Raw genomic sequence first — 13,734 nt, 5'->3', positions numbered from 1 at the left:
TGAACAGGAGCAAGCATGAAGTCCATAGACCACCAAGTTGTGATCGTAGGCGGCGGAGCAGGGGGCCTGGAACTGGCTGCCCGGCTGGGACGTAAATTTGGCCCGCGGCATGTGGTGCTGATAGACAGGTCGGATGCGCATATCTGGAAACCATCGCTGCATGAAGTGGCTGCCGGCACCCTGGATATCCATCGCGAAGGGCTGTCGTACTTCATGCTGGCCAAGGATTGCGGCTTTACCTTCGTGCTGGGCGAGGTCGAAGCCGTGGACAGCAAGGCCAGGCAGGTGCAGATCAAGCCTGTGTATGCCGACACGGGCGAAGAGATCTTCAGCAGCCGAACACTGCCGTATCACACCCTGGTCATGTCGGTAGGCAGCAAATCCAATTTTTTTGGCACGCCGGGCGCGGCCGAACATGCGATCGCACTGGATTCGACCGCAGAAGCAGAGCGGTTCCGTTTGAAGCTATTGCATCTTCTGGTCGCAGCCAATCGTCGCAAAGCCGATGATCCGTCCCTGCAACTGAACATCGGCATCGTGGGTGGTGGTGCCACTGGGGTAGAGTTGGCCGCCGAACTGCTGGAGGCACTGGACGACGCGGTGTTCTACGGCTTGAATCAACTGGACCCCAAGCGTGACATCCGCATTGTGCTGCTGGAAGGCGCAGACCGCATACTGTCGGCATTGCCGCCCAAGATGTCGGCTGCCGCTCAGCGCTTGCTGGAAGATCGGGGTGTTACCGTCCGAACGTCGGTGCGTGTGGCGGCCGTGGGCGAGCACGAACTGACCGATGCCGAAGGCCGAAGCTACCCGGTGGACCTTTGTGTATGGGCTGCCGGTATCAAGGCGCCGGCGTGGCTGCGCGATCTGGGCCTGGAAACCAACCGCGTCAACCAGCTTGTGGTGGATCGCTACTTGCGCACCACCGATCCAGACATCTATGCTATCGGCGATTGCGCACAGGCGCCATGGCAAGGGCAGGAAGGGGCGCTGCCGGCCCGAGCGCAAGTGGCCCATCAACAGGTCGGCTATCTGATCGATGTACTGGACGCGCGTATTCGTGGCGCCGAGGACCGGCCCGCCAAGGGATTCAGGTTTCGTGATTATGGTTCGCTGGTCTCGGTGGGCCATAGCCGCGGAGTAGGCAGCCTGATGGGCGTGCTTTCGGGCAAAAGCTGGTTTGTCGAAGGCCTGCTGGCCCGGTGGATGTACATGAGCTTGCACCTGATGCACCACTTCGCCGTGCTGGGCCCCGTGCGCACCGCCACGCTGGCCATAGGCCGCCTGCTGACCAAACGCGGCGCACCGCGCGTCAAGCTGCACTAAAATCGATTGATGTCCCGAATTCGCGGGGCTGGCACCAGGCTACCATCATGACGTTTCATGCCCAGATGGCGTCGTCGCTGGGGCAGATTCTGCTCTGTGCCGACGCGACACATTTGAACGGACTCTACTTTGTGGGTCAGAAGGATAGTCCGCCGTTGGCTGGCCTGCCCAAGCCGACATCGCGCGACAGTGATCCTACCGAGGGCATGATGGGCGGCATCCCCCTGAAAGGCGTACGCGTGCGCCGGCGCGAAGCCGCAGGGGGCGAGCTTTTCGCTCCCGAAGACTTGCATCAACCCGCTGTGGCTAGTCACGATGCGAATCGCGCACTTAGCCTGGGACCCTTGGTTTTTATGCAAGACGATACCCCTGCATCGGCACGCCGGGTGCTCCAATTGGCGCACGACGAGCTGGCCGAGTATTTCCAGGGCGAGCGACGTCAATTTACCGTTCCATTAGCCTTGGAAGGCACTGCATTTCAGAAGAAGGTCTGGCAAGCGCTGCTGGCCATTCCTTACGGTCAAATCGTCTCGTACGCGGATGTCGCTGCAGCAGCCGGCCTGGGTGCCGGGCATGGCCGTCCTGTGGGTACGGCGGTAGGGCGCAACCCGATTACCATCATGGTGCCTTGCCACCGCGTGCTTTCCAGCAGCGGCCGTCTTAACGGCTATACCGGCGGCCTGGAGCGCAAGTACGCCCTGTTGCAACGGGAAGGCTTGCTGTTGGGTTAGGTGGCGTCAGTCCTTGGCCTTGTTGCGGGTGTCGTGCTTCATGACACGTTCTTTTTCCCGTTCCCAGTCCTTGTCGCGGGCCGTATCACGCTTGTCGTGCAGCTTCTTGCCGCGTCCCAGGCCGAAGTCCAGCTTGATGCGGCCTTTCTTGTAATGCAGGTTTAACGGCACCATGGTGTAGCCGCGCTGCTCGACCTTGCCGATCAGCTTGCTGATCTCTTCGGCCTTCAGCAGCAGCTTGCGGGTACGGGTGGCATTGGGATGGATGTGTGTAGAGGCCGTCGGCAGCGGGCTGATATGCATGTTGATGATCCAGATTTCGCCGTCGCGCACGATAACGTAGCTTTCCTTCAACTGCACATGCCCGGCGCGTATGGCTTTGACCTCCCAACCCTCCAGCACGAGGCCCGCTTCGTAGCGGTCTTCGATGAAGTAATCGTGGGTGGCTTTCCGATTCTCGACAATGCTCATGAATCAATAGTCTTGTAGACTGTAAAATCAATACATTCTATCCGAACCACTTTCGATGCATAAAGTTCAGCGCTCAGTTCTCGTCCCCCACACCCGCGCCCAGATGTTCGACCTCGTCGCCGATGTTGGCAGCTATCCCGAGTTCATGCCTTGGTGTGGCGGCACGAAGGTACACCGGCATGACGAGCATGGCATGGAAGCCACCATTACCATCAGCATTGCCGGCATCAAGCAAAATTTCACGACGCGCAACGAGCACGATTATCCGTCGCTGATTACCTTCCATCTGGTGGATGGGCCGTTCTCCACGCTGACCGGCACCTGGCAATTCCAGGAGCTGTCCGAGGAAGCCTGCAAGGTCGTCTATACCATGGAGTATGCCTTTTCCAGCCGTACGCTGGAGGCGGTCGTGGGCCCTATCTTCAATCGCATCGCCACCAGTTTCATCGACTCGTTTACCCAGCGCGCGCTGGCCGTCTATGGTGACTGAAACCCTGTCCGTGCAGGTGGTGTTTGCACTGCCCTCAGACGTATGGCGGGCGGATCTGCAGTTGCATCCCGGTGCCACGGTCTATCAGGCCTTGCTGGCCAGCGGTTATGCGCAACAGTTTCCCGACCGCCCCATACCGGCGCTGCGTGTCGGGATCTACGGCCAGGAGTGCTCGCAGGACCGCGAGCTCGCGCAGGGTGACAGGGTGGAAATTTACCGTCCTTTGGACTTTGACCCCATGGAATCGCGTCGTCGGCGCGCGGCGCACAGGCAGGCCTTCATGACCAAACCGCGCAACGCGCCCAGGCAGCGCAAGAAACCACGGAGTGACGCGCCGGCTTGATCAGGATTGTCGCGTGTGCGACAAAAGAATAGTTCGTAACGCGCTATGGTGTGCCATCGTGCACAGACAACCACCCGCGCAGCGATCACGCCGCAGCGATCAAGGTTGCCATCGAAGGAGACAAGAGCATGGATTTTCGCCTTAGCGAAGAGCAACAAGCATTTGCCCAGGCCGCGCGGGACTTCGCCATCGGCGAACTCGAGCCCAACGCAGCCCGTTGGGATGCCGAAGCCATATTCCCGCGCGAGGCCTTTGCCCGTGCCGGCCAAATGGGCTTCTGCGCCATCTACGCGCCCGAGGACATAGGCGGCCTGGGGCTGCCTCGCCTGGATGCGACGCTGGTCTTTGAAGAGATGGCGGTGTACGACCCGTCCACCACAGCATTCCTGACCATACACAATATGGCAACCTGGATGATAGGTTGCTGGGGTAGTGCAGCGGTACGCCAGCAGTGGGGCCCTGCGCTGGTCAGCGGTGAGAAGCTGGCCTCCTATTGCCTGACCGAGCCCGGCTCCGGCTCGGATGCTGCCTCGTTAAGCACGCGTGCAGAGAAGCGCGGCAGCGCCTATGTATTGAATGGTGCCAAGGCTTTCATTTCCGGCGCGGGCGACACTGATGTCCTGGTCGTCATGGCGCGCACTGGCGCGGCCGGTGCCAAAGGCATTTCCGCCTTTGTCGTGCCGGCCGATGCGCCCGGCATCACCTATGGCCGCAAGGAAGAAAAAATGGGCTGGAACAGCCAGTCCACCCGCCCCATCACCTTCGATAATGTCGAAATTCCCGCAGAGAACCTCCTGGGCGAGGAAGGGCAAGGCTTCACCTTTGCCATGAAGGGCCTGGATGGCGGACGCATCAATATCGCCACCTGCTCGGTGGGCGCGGCCCAGGGCGCCTACGATGCCGCGCGGCGCTACATGACCGAGCGCAAGCAGTTCGGCCAGACACTGGCTGGCTTTCAGGCCTTGCAGTTCAAGCTGGTCGACATGCTGACCCATATTATTGCCTCGCGCCAAATGGTACGGCTTGCCGCGTCCAAGCTGGACGAGGGCGACCCGCAGGCGGCCTCGTACTGCGCCATGGCCAAGCGTCTGGCCACGGATCTATGTTTTCAGGCCTGCCTGGATGGCCAGCAGATTCATGGCGGCTATGGCTACCTGAAAGATTACCCGCTGGAACGACTGGTGCGCGATACGCGGGTGCACCAAATACTGGAAGGCACCAACGAAATCATGCGCGTGATCGTCGCGCGGCAATTGCTGGAAAAAGGAGCGGACATCCGATGACTGTTGCACCTGTGTTGTTTAGCGAGTTGGCATCGGCCGGCGGCAAGAAGGTGGGCGTTGCCACGCTGAATAAGCCGGGAGCCTTGAATGGGCTGTCGCTGGAAATGTGCCGTTTGCTGGCCGACCGGCTGGAGCAGTGGGAACAGGACGACCAGATCGCTGTGGTCGTGCTGCACGGTGCTGGCGAAAGGTCGTTCTGTGCCGGTGGCGACTTGCAGGACATGTATCAGGGCATGGTCGACAACACCAGCCGCGATCCTTGGGGCAATCTGCACGCCCGCGAGTTCTTCGATGTGGAATATCGGCTGGACTACCAGATTCATACCTACGCCAAGCCGATATTGTGCTGGGGCAGCGGTGTCATCATGGGAGGCGGCGTGGGCCTCATGATGGGCGCCAGCCATCGGGTCGTTACCGATACCACGCGTTTTGCCATGCCCGAGATCTCCATCGGCCTGTTTCCCGATGTCGGCGGTACCTGGATGCTGGCGCGACTGCCCGGGGGCATAGGCTTGTTCCTGGCGCTGACCGGCGCACAGTTGGGCGCTGGCGACTGCCTGCATCTGGGCCTGGCCGACTACGCCCTCAAGGCTGAGCAATGGGACGCGCTGATGAAAGGCGTATTAGCTGTCTCATGGCAAGGCCGGCGCAACGAAGACCATATCGCGCTACGCGCATTGCTGCTTGAAATGCAGGGGCCGGAAGCGATTCCAGAGGGGCCCTTGCAGCAGCAGCTAGCCTTTATCCGCCTTAGCTGCGATGGGCGCGACTTCGATGCGATCTGCGCCAATATAGCGGCCATGGCCCAGCATCCGGATCCATGGTTGCAGCGCGCCGCGCGTAACTTTAACGCTGGCTCGCCCGGCTCGGCCCGGCTTAGCTACACGCTGCTGCAGCGCGTCCGACTGCTATCGCTCGCCGATGTATTCCGCGAGGAATACATTGTTTCTTTGCAATGTGGCGCACAAGGCGACCTGCAGGAAGGCATCAGGGCCCTTATTATCGACAAAGACAAGCAGCCCCGGTGGAACCCGGCCCGACTGGAAGACGCCACCGAGGCGTGGGTGCAACGCTTCTTTGAGCAACCCTGGCCCGTCGGCACCGAACATCCGCTGGCCGACCTGGGCCGGCACTGAGCATCGTATTCATCAAACAATAAACGGAGACTAGCATGAGCCGCATTGCATTTATCGGTCTGGGAAACATGGGCAGCCCCATGGCGCAAAACCTGCTCAAGGCAGGGCACGAACTACGGGTCTTCGACCTGGTGCCGGCCGCCGTCCAGACATTGACCCAGGCCGGCGCCCAGGCGGCGGCTTCCGCCCTTGAAGCCGTTAAAGATGTTGATGTCGTGATCTCCATGCTGCCGGCAAGCAAACATGTGGAGGGCCTATACCTGGGCGACAGCGGTCTGCTGCAACATATCGCGTCCGGAACGCTGGTGCTGGAATGCAGCACGATCGCGCCGGAGTCCGCGCGCAAGGTGGCACAGGCTGCGCGTGACAAAGGCGTGCGCATGATCGATGCCCCAGTGTCTGGCGGCACTGGCGGCGCGGTGGCCGGCACGCTGACTTTTATCGTCGGCGGCGAGCCGGCCGACCTGGAAGCGGCGCGTGGCTATCTGGAAAAGATGGGCAAGAATATTTTCCATGCCGGCGGCGCCGGAGCCGGCCAGGTTGCCAAGATCTGCAACAACATGCTGTTGGGCATACTGATGGCGGGCACTTCCGAGGCGCTGGCGCTGGGCGCGGCCAACGGGCTGGACCCCAAGGTGTTGTCCGACATCATTGCCAAGAGTTCGGGCCGCAACTGGGCGACCGAGCTCTACAACCCATGGCCTGGTGTCATGGATCATGCGCCAGCTTCCAAGCAGTACGCAGGCGGCTTTGGTGTTGACCTGATGCTGAAGGATCTGGGTTTGGCGGCCGAGTCGGCGTTGCACGCGCGCGCTTCGGTGCCGCTGGGCGAATTGGCGCGCAATCTGTATTCGCTACACAGCGCCCAAGGGCATGGTGGCCTGGACTTCTCCAGCATACTGAAGTTGTACCAGGCCAAACAGGTTTAGCGCTCTACGACGATTTCGTAAGGCAGGGGCTGAACCGAGATGGCCGGCCCCTGGGGGCCTTCCGCCCGGAAATCAGCCTGGCCCAGGTCGGCCAGTTGTACTTCCATCAGCACGTGCACGGCGCCGTTCGACGCTTGCGCTGCGTTGATGATGCGGCCACAAGGGTTATCGGGTTGCCTGGCATCGTAAGTGTCGGTTCCAACCAGTTGGTCGGTGGCCAGATCACCGGGCTGGGCAACCGTGCCATACGCGGTACGACGTTTGACGACGCCTCGATAATGGCTGCGCGCCACTACTTCCTGACCCGGGTAACACCCTTTGGTGAAGCTCAAGCCGTCGATCAGGTCGAGGTTGAGGGTCTGAGGAATGAAGAGGTCTTGCGTGGCATTGCGTATCCAGGGAAGCCCGGCAGAAATATCCTGTACACGCCAGTCGTCTGCATTGCAAGAGGCAAAGGGTGACAGCAGGTCGGGTTCTTCCACCACCACCCACCAGCGCGCGGCAGCGCCTGGCGAGGTGGGCGCGGCTATCCAGGTGGCTGAAGGCGTGTTGGCTGTTGCCCATGGCGCCGGGCTGGCAGGAAGGGCGGCTGCCTCGTCGGCCAGCGTACCTTCCGGCGCGGCGTTCCCGGCCCCGACCATGGCGCCGCCTACTGCAGCGGCAGAGCGCTGCAGGCTTACCTTGGCGCGTAGCACAAACATCGACAAGCGCTTGATGAGCGCGTCGGCGACATCGTCCGGCACCAGGGCACGTATGCGCGGTTCCCCACCGCTGTTGTCGTGCCAGAACACCAGGGTGGCCAATAGCCGCCCCTTGGCGGTGCAATAGCCGGACAGTCTTGCCTGGCCTGAAGCCAGGCCGGTTACATCGTGGGTAAGCTGGCCGTGCAGGAAGGCGGCCGCATCCGCGCCGGTAATATCGATTACGGCAAGATCAGTCAAAGGCATGTACGGGTAGGCGGCAGAACTCATAAGACAACTCACAAAGAAAGACAGGGACTACGGCAGCGTTTATGATAACGGGCTTCGCGGTAACCTGTTGTGATGACCGGACGCGGGCCGCCCGCTGCGTATCAGGGCCCGGTGGCCTGGGGTTGCTGGGCTACACTTTGCAAGATGAAGAAAATCAGATCAATCTTCCTATATTTGCTGCTTGCCATGGCGCTGATCGCCACTGCTGTCAGTGGTGCCGCATGGTATTGGACTTCCAACCCCGTGACGCTGGACGCCGACCGGATCGACTATGTGGTGGAGCCCGGTAGCGGCCCTCGGGGAATTGCCCGTGCCATGGCCAAGGCGGGCATCCATATCAACGAAGATGGTTTCGTGCTGCTGGCGCGCCTCACCGGGCGGGATAAGCAGTTGCAAGCCGGCGCGTACGAAGCCCAGCAGGGCGATACGCCGCGCATTCTGCTTGATCGCATGGCCAATGGCGACATGACGCAGACCCGCCTGACCCTGGTCGAAGGCTGGAGCTACCAGCGCATACGCATGGCGCTGCGCGAGGCCCCGAATGTGCGCCAGACGCTGGGCGAAACCAGCGACGCCCAGTTGCTGGAGCGGCTCGGCGCCGAGTGGTCCAGCCCAGAAGGGCTGTTTTACCCCGACACTTACGTTTTTGTGCCCGGCACCAGCGACTTCGACATCTTGCGTCGCGCCTACCATGCACAAATGACCATATTGAATGAAATGTGGGCCCAGAGGGCGCCCGAGGTGCCCTTGAAGACACCTTACGAGGCGCTTATCCTGGCATCGATTGTCGAGAAGGAAACCGGCCATAGTGCCGACCGCGGCAAGGTTGCCGGCGTATTCGTCAATCGCCTGCGCATCGGCATGCCTTTGCAGACGGATCCCACCGTCATCTACGGCATGGGAGACGCCTACCAGGGCCGCATTCGACGCAAGGACCTGACCCGCGATACTCCGTGGAACACGTATACGCGCGGTGGGCTGCCGCCGACGCCCATTGCCAGCGCCGGGCGCGCGGCGCTGCTGGCGGTATTGCATCCCGATCAGCACAAACATCTGTATTTCGTATCGCGGGGCGATGGCACCAGCGAATTTTCCAATAACCTCGCAGCCCACAATCGCGCGGTAGCCAAATATATACTGGGACGGGGCAGTTAATGGACGTGCAGCGCGGCTGTTTCATCACGCTGGAAGGCCTGGACGGCGCCGGTAAAAGCACCCATATTGAATGGCTGGTCGATCAGCTTGGCCAGCGAGGCCTGTCCGTGATCGCCACGCGCGAGCCGGGCGGCACAGCGCTGGGCGAAGCTTTGCGTGAGCTGCTGCTGCATCGTCCCATGCACCTGAAGTCCGAAACCTTGCTGATGTTCGCGGCGCGTTGCGAGCATGTGGAAACCGTCATCAAGCCGGCGCTGGCGGCGGGCAAGTGGGTGGTCTGCGACCGCTTTACGGATGCCACCTACGCTTACCAGGGTGGAGGGCGGCAATTGGGCGCCACAGCCGTTGCCGCTTTGGAGCATTGGGTGCATGCGGACCTGCAGCCCGACCGCAGTTGGCTGTTTGATGTGCCGCTGGAGGTGGCGCGTGAACGCCTGGCGCGCACTCGCGATCTGGACCGTTTCGAGCAGGAAGGGGCGGCCTTCTTCGAGCGCACCCGACAGGCTTATCACGATAGGGTCGCGCAGCATCCAGAACGCATTCTTATTGTTGACTCCACCTTGCCCATAGCGCGGATTCGCGAAGGCTTGTGCGAAGATATTGACGCCTTGCTGCGCCGCCACCGAGACGGACCTGCTGCGGTGGCCGCGTCATGAGCGATCTCGTTTCTTTTCTGCCCTGGCAAGTCGAGCCGGCTCGGGCGTGGCTGGGCCAGCGTGAGCGTTTTGCGCACGCCTGGCTGCTACACGGCTTGCCCGGCATCGGAAAACGGCAATTCGCCATGGCCGCAGCAGCCAGCCTGCTGTGTGAATCGCCCATAGACCAGTTGGCCTGTGGTCATTGTGCCGCCTGTCTGTGGCTGGATGCCGGCAGCCATCCCGACCTGCGCCGCATACGTCCGGAAGCGCTGGCTTTGGAAGAAGGGGCAACGGCAAGCTCGGACGACGATGCCGAAGCCGGTGGCGGGACGGCTAAAAAAGCGCCATCCCGTGATATACGCGTAGAGCAATTGCGCAGCCTGGGCGGCTGGTTCAACACCGCCACCCATCGCGGGGGGTGGCGTGTGGCGGTTATTTACCCCGCCGCAGCCATGAATGCCATCTCGGCCAATGCCTTGCTGAAAGTACTGGAAGAGCCCCCCGAGCATACGGTTTTTTTACTGGTTGCCGATGCGCCCGACCGCCTCTTGCCCACGCTGGTCTCACGTTGCCGGCGTTTGCCGCTATCCGTGCCAGACAGCCAGACCAGCTTGTCCTGGCTGGCCGGCGAAGGCGTTCAGCGAGCCGATGCATGGCTCGCAGCCGCCGGCGGTGCCCCGGTGCTGGCGCGTGCACTGGCACAGGCGGGCGGCGAACCGTGCCCCGCGTGGCTGGGTGATTTTCTAAGGTCCTTGTCGGCAGGCGCAAGCTTCGACGTCGGGCCGACTGCCGACTTGCTCGAGAAGCAAGCCCCGCAGGACTGGATAGATGGCTTGCAACGCCTGCTGGTCGACTTGTCTCTGGCAGCGGCCGGCGCGCCCCTGCGTTATTTTCCCGAACTTGCAGGGCCGCTCGGTAAAGTGGCGCACCAGTCTTCCCCCGTCAGTTTGTCCGATACGGCCAAGTGGCTGTCACAGCAACGTGCCATTGCGGGCCACCCCTTGAATGCAAAACTGCTGGTGCATAGCGTGCTGCAGCGAGTCGCGCTCGCGTGCGCGCAAGCGCCACACTGAATACCGACCGGAGTCCTAGTCCATGTATGTAGATTCTCATTGCCATCTTGATTTTCCCGAGCTGGCGCAGCAATTGCCCGATGTACTGGCGCGCATGGCCGAAAACCGTGTCAGTCACGCCCTGGTCGTCAGCGTGAACCTGCCCGATTGGCCGCGCTTGCACGATCTGGTGCAAGGCCAGGACCAGCTATATGCCTCCGTGGGCGTGCATCCCGACTACGAAGACACCGTTGAGCCCACCGTAGAGCAATTGGTGGAACTGTCCCGCTCTCCCAAGGTTGTCGCGATAGGCGAGACGGGCCTGGACTATTTCCGCCTGGCCGAGCCACTGGAATGGCAGCGTGAGCGTTTCCGCATTCATATTCGGGCCAGCCGCAAGAGCAGCCTGCCGCTGATCATCCACACTCGCGCCGCCAGCGCAGACACCTTGCGCATCATGAAAGAAGAGGGCGCGGACGAGATTGGCGGGGTCATGCACTGCTTTACCGAGTCCTGGGAGGTCGCCCGGGCGGCGATGGATCTGAATTTCTTTATCTCGCTCTCGGGTATTGTGACTTTCAAGAAGGCACAAGACTTGCAGGAACTGGCGCGCAGACTGCCCTTGGATCGGTTGCTGATCGAGACAGATTCTCCGTATCTGGCGCCCGTGCCTCACCGCGGTAAACTGAACGATCCGTCGAAGGTCATGCACGTTGCGGAGAAAATTGCCGAGTTGCGCGGTGTCAGTGCGGAAGAAATCGGTATGCAGTCAACGGATAACTTCTTCAAGCTATTCAATAAGATACCTCGCTAAATTAAAGCAGATTATTTAATGTTAAATATTAAAAGTAAAGCTTTAACTCATCTTTCTCACTTCGAATTTCTGAAATGGAGATTCTTGGTGGTGATGGTCTTTGGCCTGATGTGGGGTATGGCGGCGCTCGCGGCAAACCCCAGCGACTGGTGGGTGCATATCGCCAATGACCGGGCTGAAAGTGTACGTAGCATGCTGGCGCGAGGTGCAGACCCCAATGCACTCAGTGACAAAGGGCAGCCGGCCATTATGCAGGCGGTTCGCGATAACGCCTGGACCGTCTACGATGTGCTGGCGGCGCATCCTAAGACTAAGATCGAAATCGTTAACGCCAATGGCGAAACACCCTTGATGTATTTGGCGGTGGTGGGCCAGACGCAGCGGGCGCAGGCCCTGATCAAAAGAGGCGCGCAGGTGAACCGGCTGGGCTGGACGCCACTGCAATATGCGGCCTCCAAGGGCCATCTGGATACCGTAAAGATGCTGATCGCCAACAAGGCGATGGTCAATGCACCGGGGCCGGATGGAACCACCGCGCTGATGATGGCAGCTTACGATGGCAACGAGGCGGTCGTGCGTTATTTGCTTGCTCATGGCGCGGACGCCACGATGGTCAATCTGCAGCAACTCGATGCGGCAGACTGGGCGCGAGAGAAAGGCAATACCGCCTTGGCCAAGCAGTTGGACGTGCTGACCAGCAAGGTCTTGGCAAGGCGGGCGGCGCAGCGGCAGTCCGGAGATGATGCCGCCCAGGCCATCATCAACCTGGACGATGTGGACGCGGTTGCTGCGCCCGCCAAAAAATCCGACCCGCAGTCCGGGCAAGAGCACGGCACCTCGCGGTATTTTGACCTGGATCGCTTTAACGAACCATCCGAACCTTAAGGTTGCGGCAGGTAGGCCGGCCGCAATACGCCCCGCAGCGCGGTGTAAGGAATAACAAGCTCTGGCTGGCCGGCCGCGTAGGGCGCAATCAGGTAAGAGTCGTACTTGACGACCAGGCCGTTGTCCGTAAAACCGAAGTTCGTGCTGGGCTGGAAGGGCCAGATACGATTGTAGGTATCCGGATCGCGCTGGGCGTCCGGATTGGCGGCTAGCCACTGGCTGTGCACTTGTTTCAGGGCGGCCACATAAGCGTCGGTCTGCCCCGGTTCGAGCACATCGGCCAGCCCTAAAACTTTGCCCTGGTCGTTGTCCCAGTTGAGGAACTGGGTTGCCGATATGCCATGGGCGGCGCCAGTGAGATACTGCCAGGTATCGAGCTCGATCACAGTGATATGGCGGTTGCGGTAGCGCGTCTTGGCCGCCATAACGGTTTCATCACGCGGCGCCGCCGTCTGCCAGAAATACGCTTCGTATTCGGCGATGGTCGTGTAGGGCGCTGGGCCGCTGTTGCCGACGCCAGTCATGACCGCCAAGGCATGGTCGATCAGTTCGGTCAGCCGTGGCACCCCGGGAAAGACCAGCGAATCGACCTTCAGTTGCGGGCAATCGCCTTGGCAGCCGGGTTTGCTGCGTTCCCATTTGACAGGCTGGGTAAACAGCCCGTCCTTGCTGGTTTGTTCGGCCGTCTGGGTCGGTATCAAGGAGATATCTGACGACGGGCCGCTTGCGCAGGCGGCAAGCGCTGCACACACGCTAAGCATCGCGGCTATGCGCAGGGGCAAAAAGGCGGGGCGGTGAGTAATCATTTTATGGTCCGGGCATCCTGGCCGAATAATATACGGCGCGACTCTTCGTCGGATACCGATGGGCGGGTATTGATGCGTGCCGCTTGCTCGTAGGCCCGGATCGTAGCGGGGCGCGCCGCGATGGCCTCAAACCAACGTTGCAAGGCGGGAAATTCGGCCAGGTTCTGGCCTTGGCGCTCGTGAGGCACGACCCACGGATAGCAAGCCATATCGGCAATGGAGTAGTCGCCGCCTATGAATTCCCTGTCAGCAAGCTGCTTGTTCAACACCCCGTACAGGCGTGCTGTTTCGCGCACATAGCGATCAATGGCATACGGGACGCGCTCGGGCGCATAGGCATTGAAGTGATGATTTTGCCCCGCCATTGGCCCCAGGCCGCCCATTTGCCAGAACAGCCATTGCAACACCTCGTTGCGTTCCCGCAAGGTGTGGGGAATGTAGCGGCCGGTTTTGTCGGCCAAATAAAGCAAGATGGCACCCGATTCAAACACCGAGATCGGGTCGCCACCGTCCGCAGGGGCGTGGTCGACGATGGCCGGAATGCGGTTGTTGGGCGAGATGCGCAGGAAGTCGGGCTGGAATTGATCGCCTTTGCCGATATCGATGGGATGGATCGTATAAGGCAAGCCGGCCTCTTCAAGAAACATGGTTATCTTGTGGCCGTTGGGGGTGGTCCAGTAATACAGATCGATCATGCAGTTCCT

The 13,734-nt window shown here is 60.9% G+C and carries 16 protein-coding genes; 12 read left to right on the top strand and 4 right to left on the bottom strand.

Features of this window, described 5'->3' with window-relative positions; all coding sequences use genetic code 11:
- Positions 1-15: 15 nt before the first annotated feature.
- Together CKA81_RS05955 and CKA81_RS17280 are read left to right on the top strand one after the other, a co-directional pair.
- On the top strand, positions 16-1,326 hold the full coding sequence (locus CKA81_RS05955) for an NAD(P)/FAD-dependent oxidoreductase (RefSeq protein WP_128354472.1): 1,311 nt from the start codon (positions 16-18) through the stop codon (positions 1,324-1,326).
- Positions 1,327-1,373: 47 nt separating this feature from the next.
- Complete coding sequence (locus CKA81_RS17280; protein ID WP_228255807.1) at positions 1,374-2,057, top strand: methylated-DNA--[protein]-cysteine S-methyltransferase; 684 nt, start codon at positions 1,374-1,376, stop codon at positions 2,055-2,057.
- A gap of 6 nt (positions 2,058-2,063) precedes the next feature.
- Here the strand turns inward: CKA81_RS17280 and smpB are convergent, their stop codons facing one another.
- Complete coding sequence (gene smpB / locus CKA81_RS05945) at positions 2,064-2,528, bottom strand: SsrA-binding protein SmpB (RefSeq protein ID WP_128354471.1); 465 nt, start codon at positions 2,526-2,528, stop codon at positions 2,064-2,066.
- Between the two features lie 55 nt (positions 2,529-2,583).
- On the opposite strand from smpB, the gene CKA81_RS05940 reads away from it, so the two are divergent.
- The 5 genes from CKA81_RS05940 (at position 2,584) to mmsB (ending at position 6,709) form a co-directional block, all read left to right on the top strand.
- On the top strand, positions 2,584-3,018 hold the full coding sequence (locus CKA81_RS05940) for a type II toxin-antitoxin system RatA family toxin (RefSeq protein WP_128354470.1): 435 nt from the start codon (positions 2,584-2,586) through the stop codon (positions 3,016-3,018).
- Positions 3,008-3,361, top strand: coding sequence for an RnfH family protein (locus CKA81_RS05935; protein ID WP_128354469.1), 354 nt, complete (start codon positions 3,008-3,010; stop codon positions 3,359-3,361). The genes CKA81_RS05940 and CKA81_RS05935 overlap by 11 nt, the downstream gene beginning before the upstream one ends.
- A gap of 128 nt (positions 3,362-3,489) precedes the next feature.
- On the top strand, positions 3,490-4,644 hold the full coding sequence (locus tag CKA81_RS05930; protein ID WP_128354468.1) for an acyl-CoA dehydrogenase family protein: 1,155 nt from the start codon (positions 3,490-3,492) through the stop codon (positions 4,642-4,644).
- Positions 4,641-5,780, top strand: coding sequence for an enoyl-CoA hydratase/isomerase family protein (locus tag CKA81_RS05925; protein WP_128354467.1), 1,140 nt, complete (start codon positions 4,641-4,643; stop codon positions 5,778-5,780). Before CKA81_RS05930 ends, CKA81_RS05925 begins: the two co-directional genes overlap by 4 nt.
- A gap of 35 nt (positions 5,781-5,815) precedes the next feature.
- Entirely contained in the window at positions 5,816-6,709 is an 894-nt protein-coding gene (gene mmsB, locus CKA81_RS05920) for a 3-hydroxyisobutyrate dehydrogenase (RefSeq protein ID WP_128354466.1), read from the top strand.
- Here mmsB and ygfZ read toward each other — a convergent pair.
- Complete coding sequence (ygfZ, locus tag CKA81_RS05915; RefSeq protein ID WP_128354465.1) at positions 6,706-7,680, bottom strand: CAF17-like 4Fe-4S cluster assembly/insertion protein YgfZ; 975 nt, start codon at positions 7,678-7,680, stop codon at positions 6,706-6,708. The two genes, mmsB and ygfZ, sit on opposite strands and share 4 nt — an antisense overlap.
- 144 nt (positions 7,681-7,824) lie before the next feature.
- Between ygfZ and mltG the strand changes: the two genes are divergently transcribed.
- The 5 genes from mltG (at position 7,825) to CKA81_RS05890 (ending at position 12,224) form a co-directional block, all read left to right on the top strand.
- Positions 7,825-8,835: an endolytic transglycosylase MltG gene (mltG, locus tag CKA81_RS05910; protein ID WP_128354464.1), complete on the top strand. Its 1,011-nt coding sequence runs from the start codon at positions 7,825-7,827 to the stop codon at positions 8,833-8,835.
- The gene (gene tmk / locus CKA81_RS05905; protein WP_128354463.1) at positions 8,835-9,491 is read left to right on the top strand and encodes a dTMP kinase; all 657 of its coding nucleotides are present in this window, start codon (positions 8,835-8,837) and stop codon (positions 9,489-9,491) included. The genes mltG and tmk overlap by 1 nt, the downstream gene beginning before the upstream one ends.
- A complete protein-coding gene (holB, locus tag CKA81_RS05900; RefSeq protein WP_128354462.1) occupies positions 9,488-10,546 on the top strand; it encodes a DNA polymerase III subunit delta' in 1,059 nt (352 codons plus the stop codon). Before tmk ends, holB begins: the two co-directional genes overlap by 4 nt.
- Positions 10,547-10,568: 22 nt before the next feature.
- On the top strand, positions 10,569-11,339 hold the full coding sequence (locus CKA81_RS05895; RefSeq protein ID WP_128354461.1) for a TatD family hydrolase: 771 nt from the start codon (positions 10,569-10,571) through the stop codon (positions 11,337-11,339).
- Positions 11,340-11,432: 93 nt separating this feature from the next.
- Complete coding sequence (locus tag CKA81_RS05890; protein ID WP_228255835.1) at positions 11,433-12,224, top strand: ankyrin repeat domain-containing protein; 792 nt, start codon at positions 11,433-11,435, stop codon at positions 12,222-12,224.
- Here the strand turns inward: CKA81_RS05890 and CKA81_RS05885 are convergent.
- Both CKA81_RS05885 and CKA81_RS05880 read right to left on the bottom strand, forming a co-directional pair.
- Positions 12,221-13,030 (bottom strand): RsiV family protein, encoded by an 810-nt coding sequence (locus tag CKA81_RS05885; RefSeq protein ID WP_128354459.1) that lies wholly within the window; start codon positions 13,028-13,030, stop codon positions 12,221-12,223. The two genes, CKA81_RS05890 and CKA81_RS05885, sit on opposite strands and share 4 nt — an antisense overlap.
- The gene (locus tag CKA81_RS05880; protein WP_128354458.1) at positions 13,027-13,725 is read right to left on the bottom strand and encodes a glutathione S-transferase N-terminal domain-containing protein; all 699 of its coding nucleotides are present in this window, start codon (positions 13,723-13,725) and stop codon (positions 13,027-13,029) included. Before CKA81_RS05880 ends, CKA81_RS05885 begins: the two co-directional genes overlap by 4 nt.
- Between the last annotated feature and the right edge of the window lie 9 nt (positions 13,726-13,734).

The sequence above is a fragment of the Pollutimonas thiosulfatoxidans genome (genome assembly GCF_004022565.1).
Taxonomy (GTDB): Bacteria; Pseudomonadota; Gammaproteobacteria; order Burkholderiales; family Burkholderiaceae_B; genus Pusillimonas_D; species Pusillimonas_D thiosulfatoxidans.
Note: the sequence above shows the minus strand (reverse complement) of the source record. Positions and strands in the feature narration are given on the sequence as shown.

Bases quoted from the DNA above. Each gene is read 5' to 3' on its own strand.
- CKA81_RS05925 (WP_128354467.1), top strand. From the start codon at position 4,641: ATGACTGTTGCACCTGTGTTGTTTAGCGAGTTGGCATCGGCCGGCGGC.
- holB (WP_128354462.1), top strand. From the start codon at position 9,488: ATGAGCGATCTCGTTTCTTTTCTGCCCTGGCAAGTCGAGCCGGCTCGG.
- smpB (WP_128354471.1), bottom strand. From the start codon at position 2,528: ATGAGCATTGTCGAGAATCGGAAAGCCACCCACGATTACTTCATCGAA.
- mmsB (WP_128354466.1), top strand. From the start codon at position 5,816: ATGAGCCGCATTGCATTTATCGGTCTGGGAAACATGGGCAGCCCCATG.
- mltG (WP_128354464.1), top strand. From the start codon at position 7,825: ATGAAGAAAATCAGATCAATCTTCCTATATTTGCTGCTTGCCATGGCG.
- tmk (WP_128354463.1), top strand. From the start codon at position 8,835: ATGGACGTGCAGCGCGGCTGTTTCATCACGCTGGAAGGCCTGGACGGC.
- CKA81_RS05890 (WP_228255835.1), top strand. From the start codon at position 11,433: ATGGTCTTTGGCCTGATGTGGGGTATGGCGGCGCTCGCGGCAAACCCC.
- CKA81_RS05940 (WP_128354470.1), top strand. From the start codon at position 2,584: ATGCATAAAGTTCAGCGCTCAGTTCTCGTCCCCCACACCCGCGCCCAG.
- ygfZ (WP_128354465.1), bottom strand. From the start codon at position 7,680: ATGAGTTCTGCCGCCTACCCGTACATGCCTTTGACTGATCTTGCCGTA.
- CKA81_RS05930 (WP_128354468.1), top strand. From the start codon at position 3,490: ATGGATTTTCGCCTTAGCGAAGAGCAACAAGCATTTGCCCAGGCCGCG.
- CKA81_RS05955 (WP_128354472.1), top strand. From the start codon at position 16: ATGAAGTCCATAGACCACCAAGTTGTGATCGTAGGCGGCGGAGCAGGG.
- CKA81_RS05895 (WP_128354461.1), top strand. From the start codon at position 10,569: ATGTATGTAGATTCTCATTGCCATCTTGATTTTCCCGAGCTGGCGCAG.
- CKA81_RS17280 (WP_228255807.1), top strand. From the start codon at position 1,374: ATGACGTTTCATGCCCAGATGGCGTCGTCGCTGGGGCAGATTCTGCTC.
- CKA81_RS05880 (WP_128354458.1), bottom strand. From the start codon at position 13,725: ATGATCGATCTGTATTACTGGACCACCCCCAACGGCCACAAGATAACC.
- CKA81_RS05935 (WP_128354469.1), top strand. From the start codon at position 3,008: ATGGTGACTGAAACCCTGTCCGTGCAGGTGGTGTTTGCACTGCCCTCA.
- CKA81_RS05885 (WP_128354459.1), bottom strand. From the start codon at position 13,030: ATGATTACTCACCGCCCCGCCTTTTTGCCCCTGCGCATAGCCGCGATG.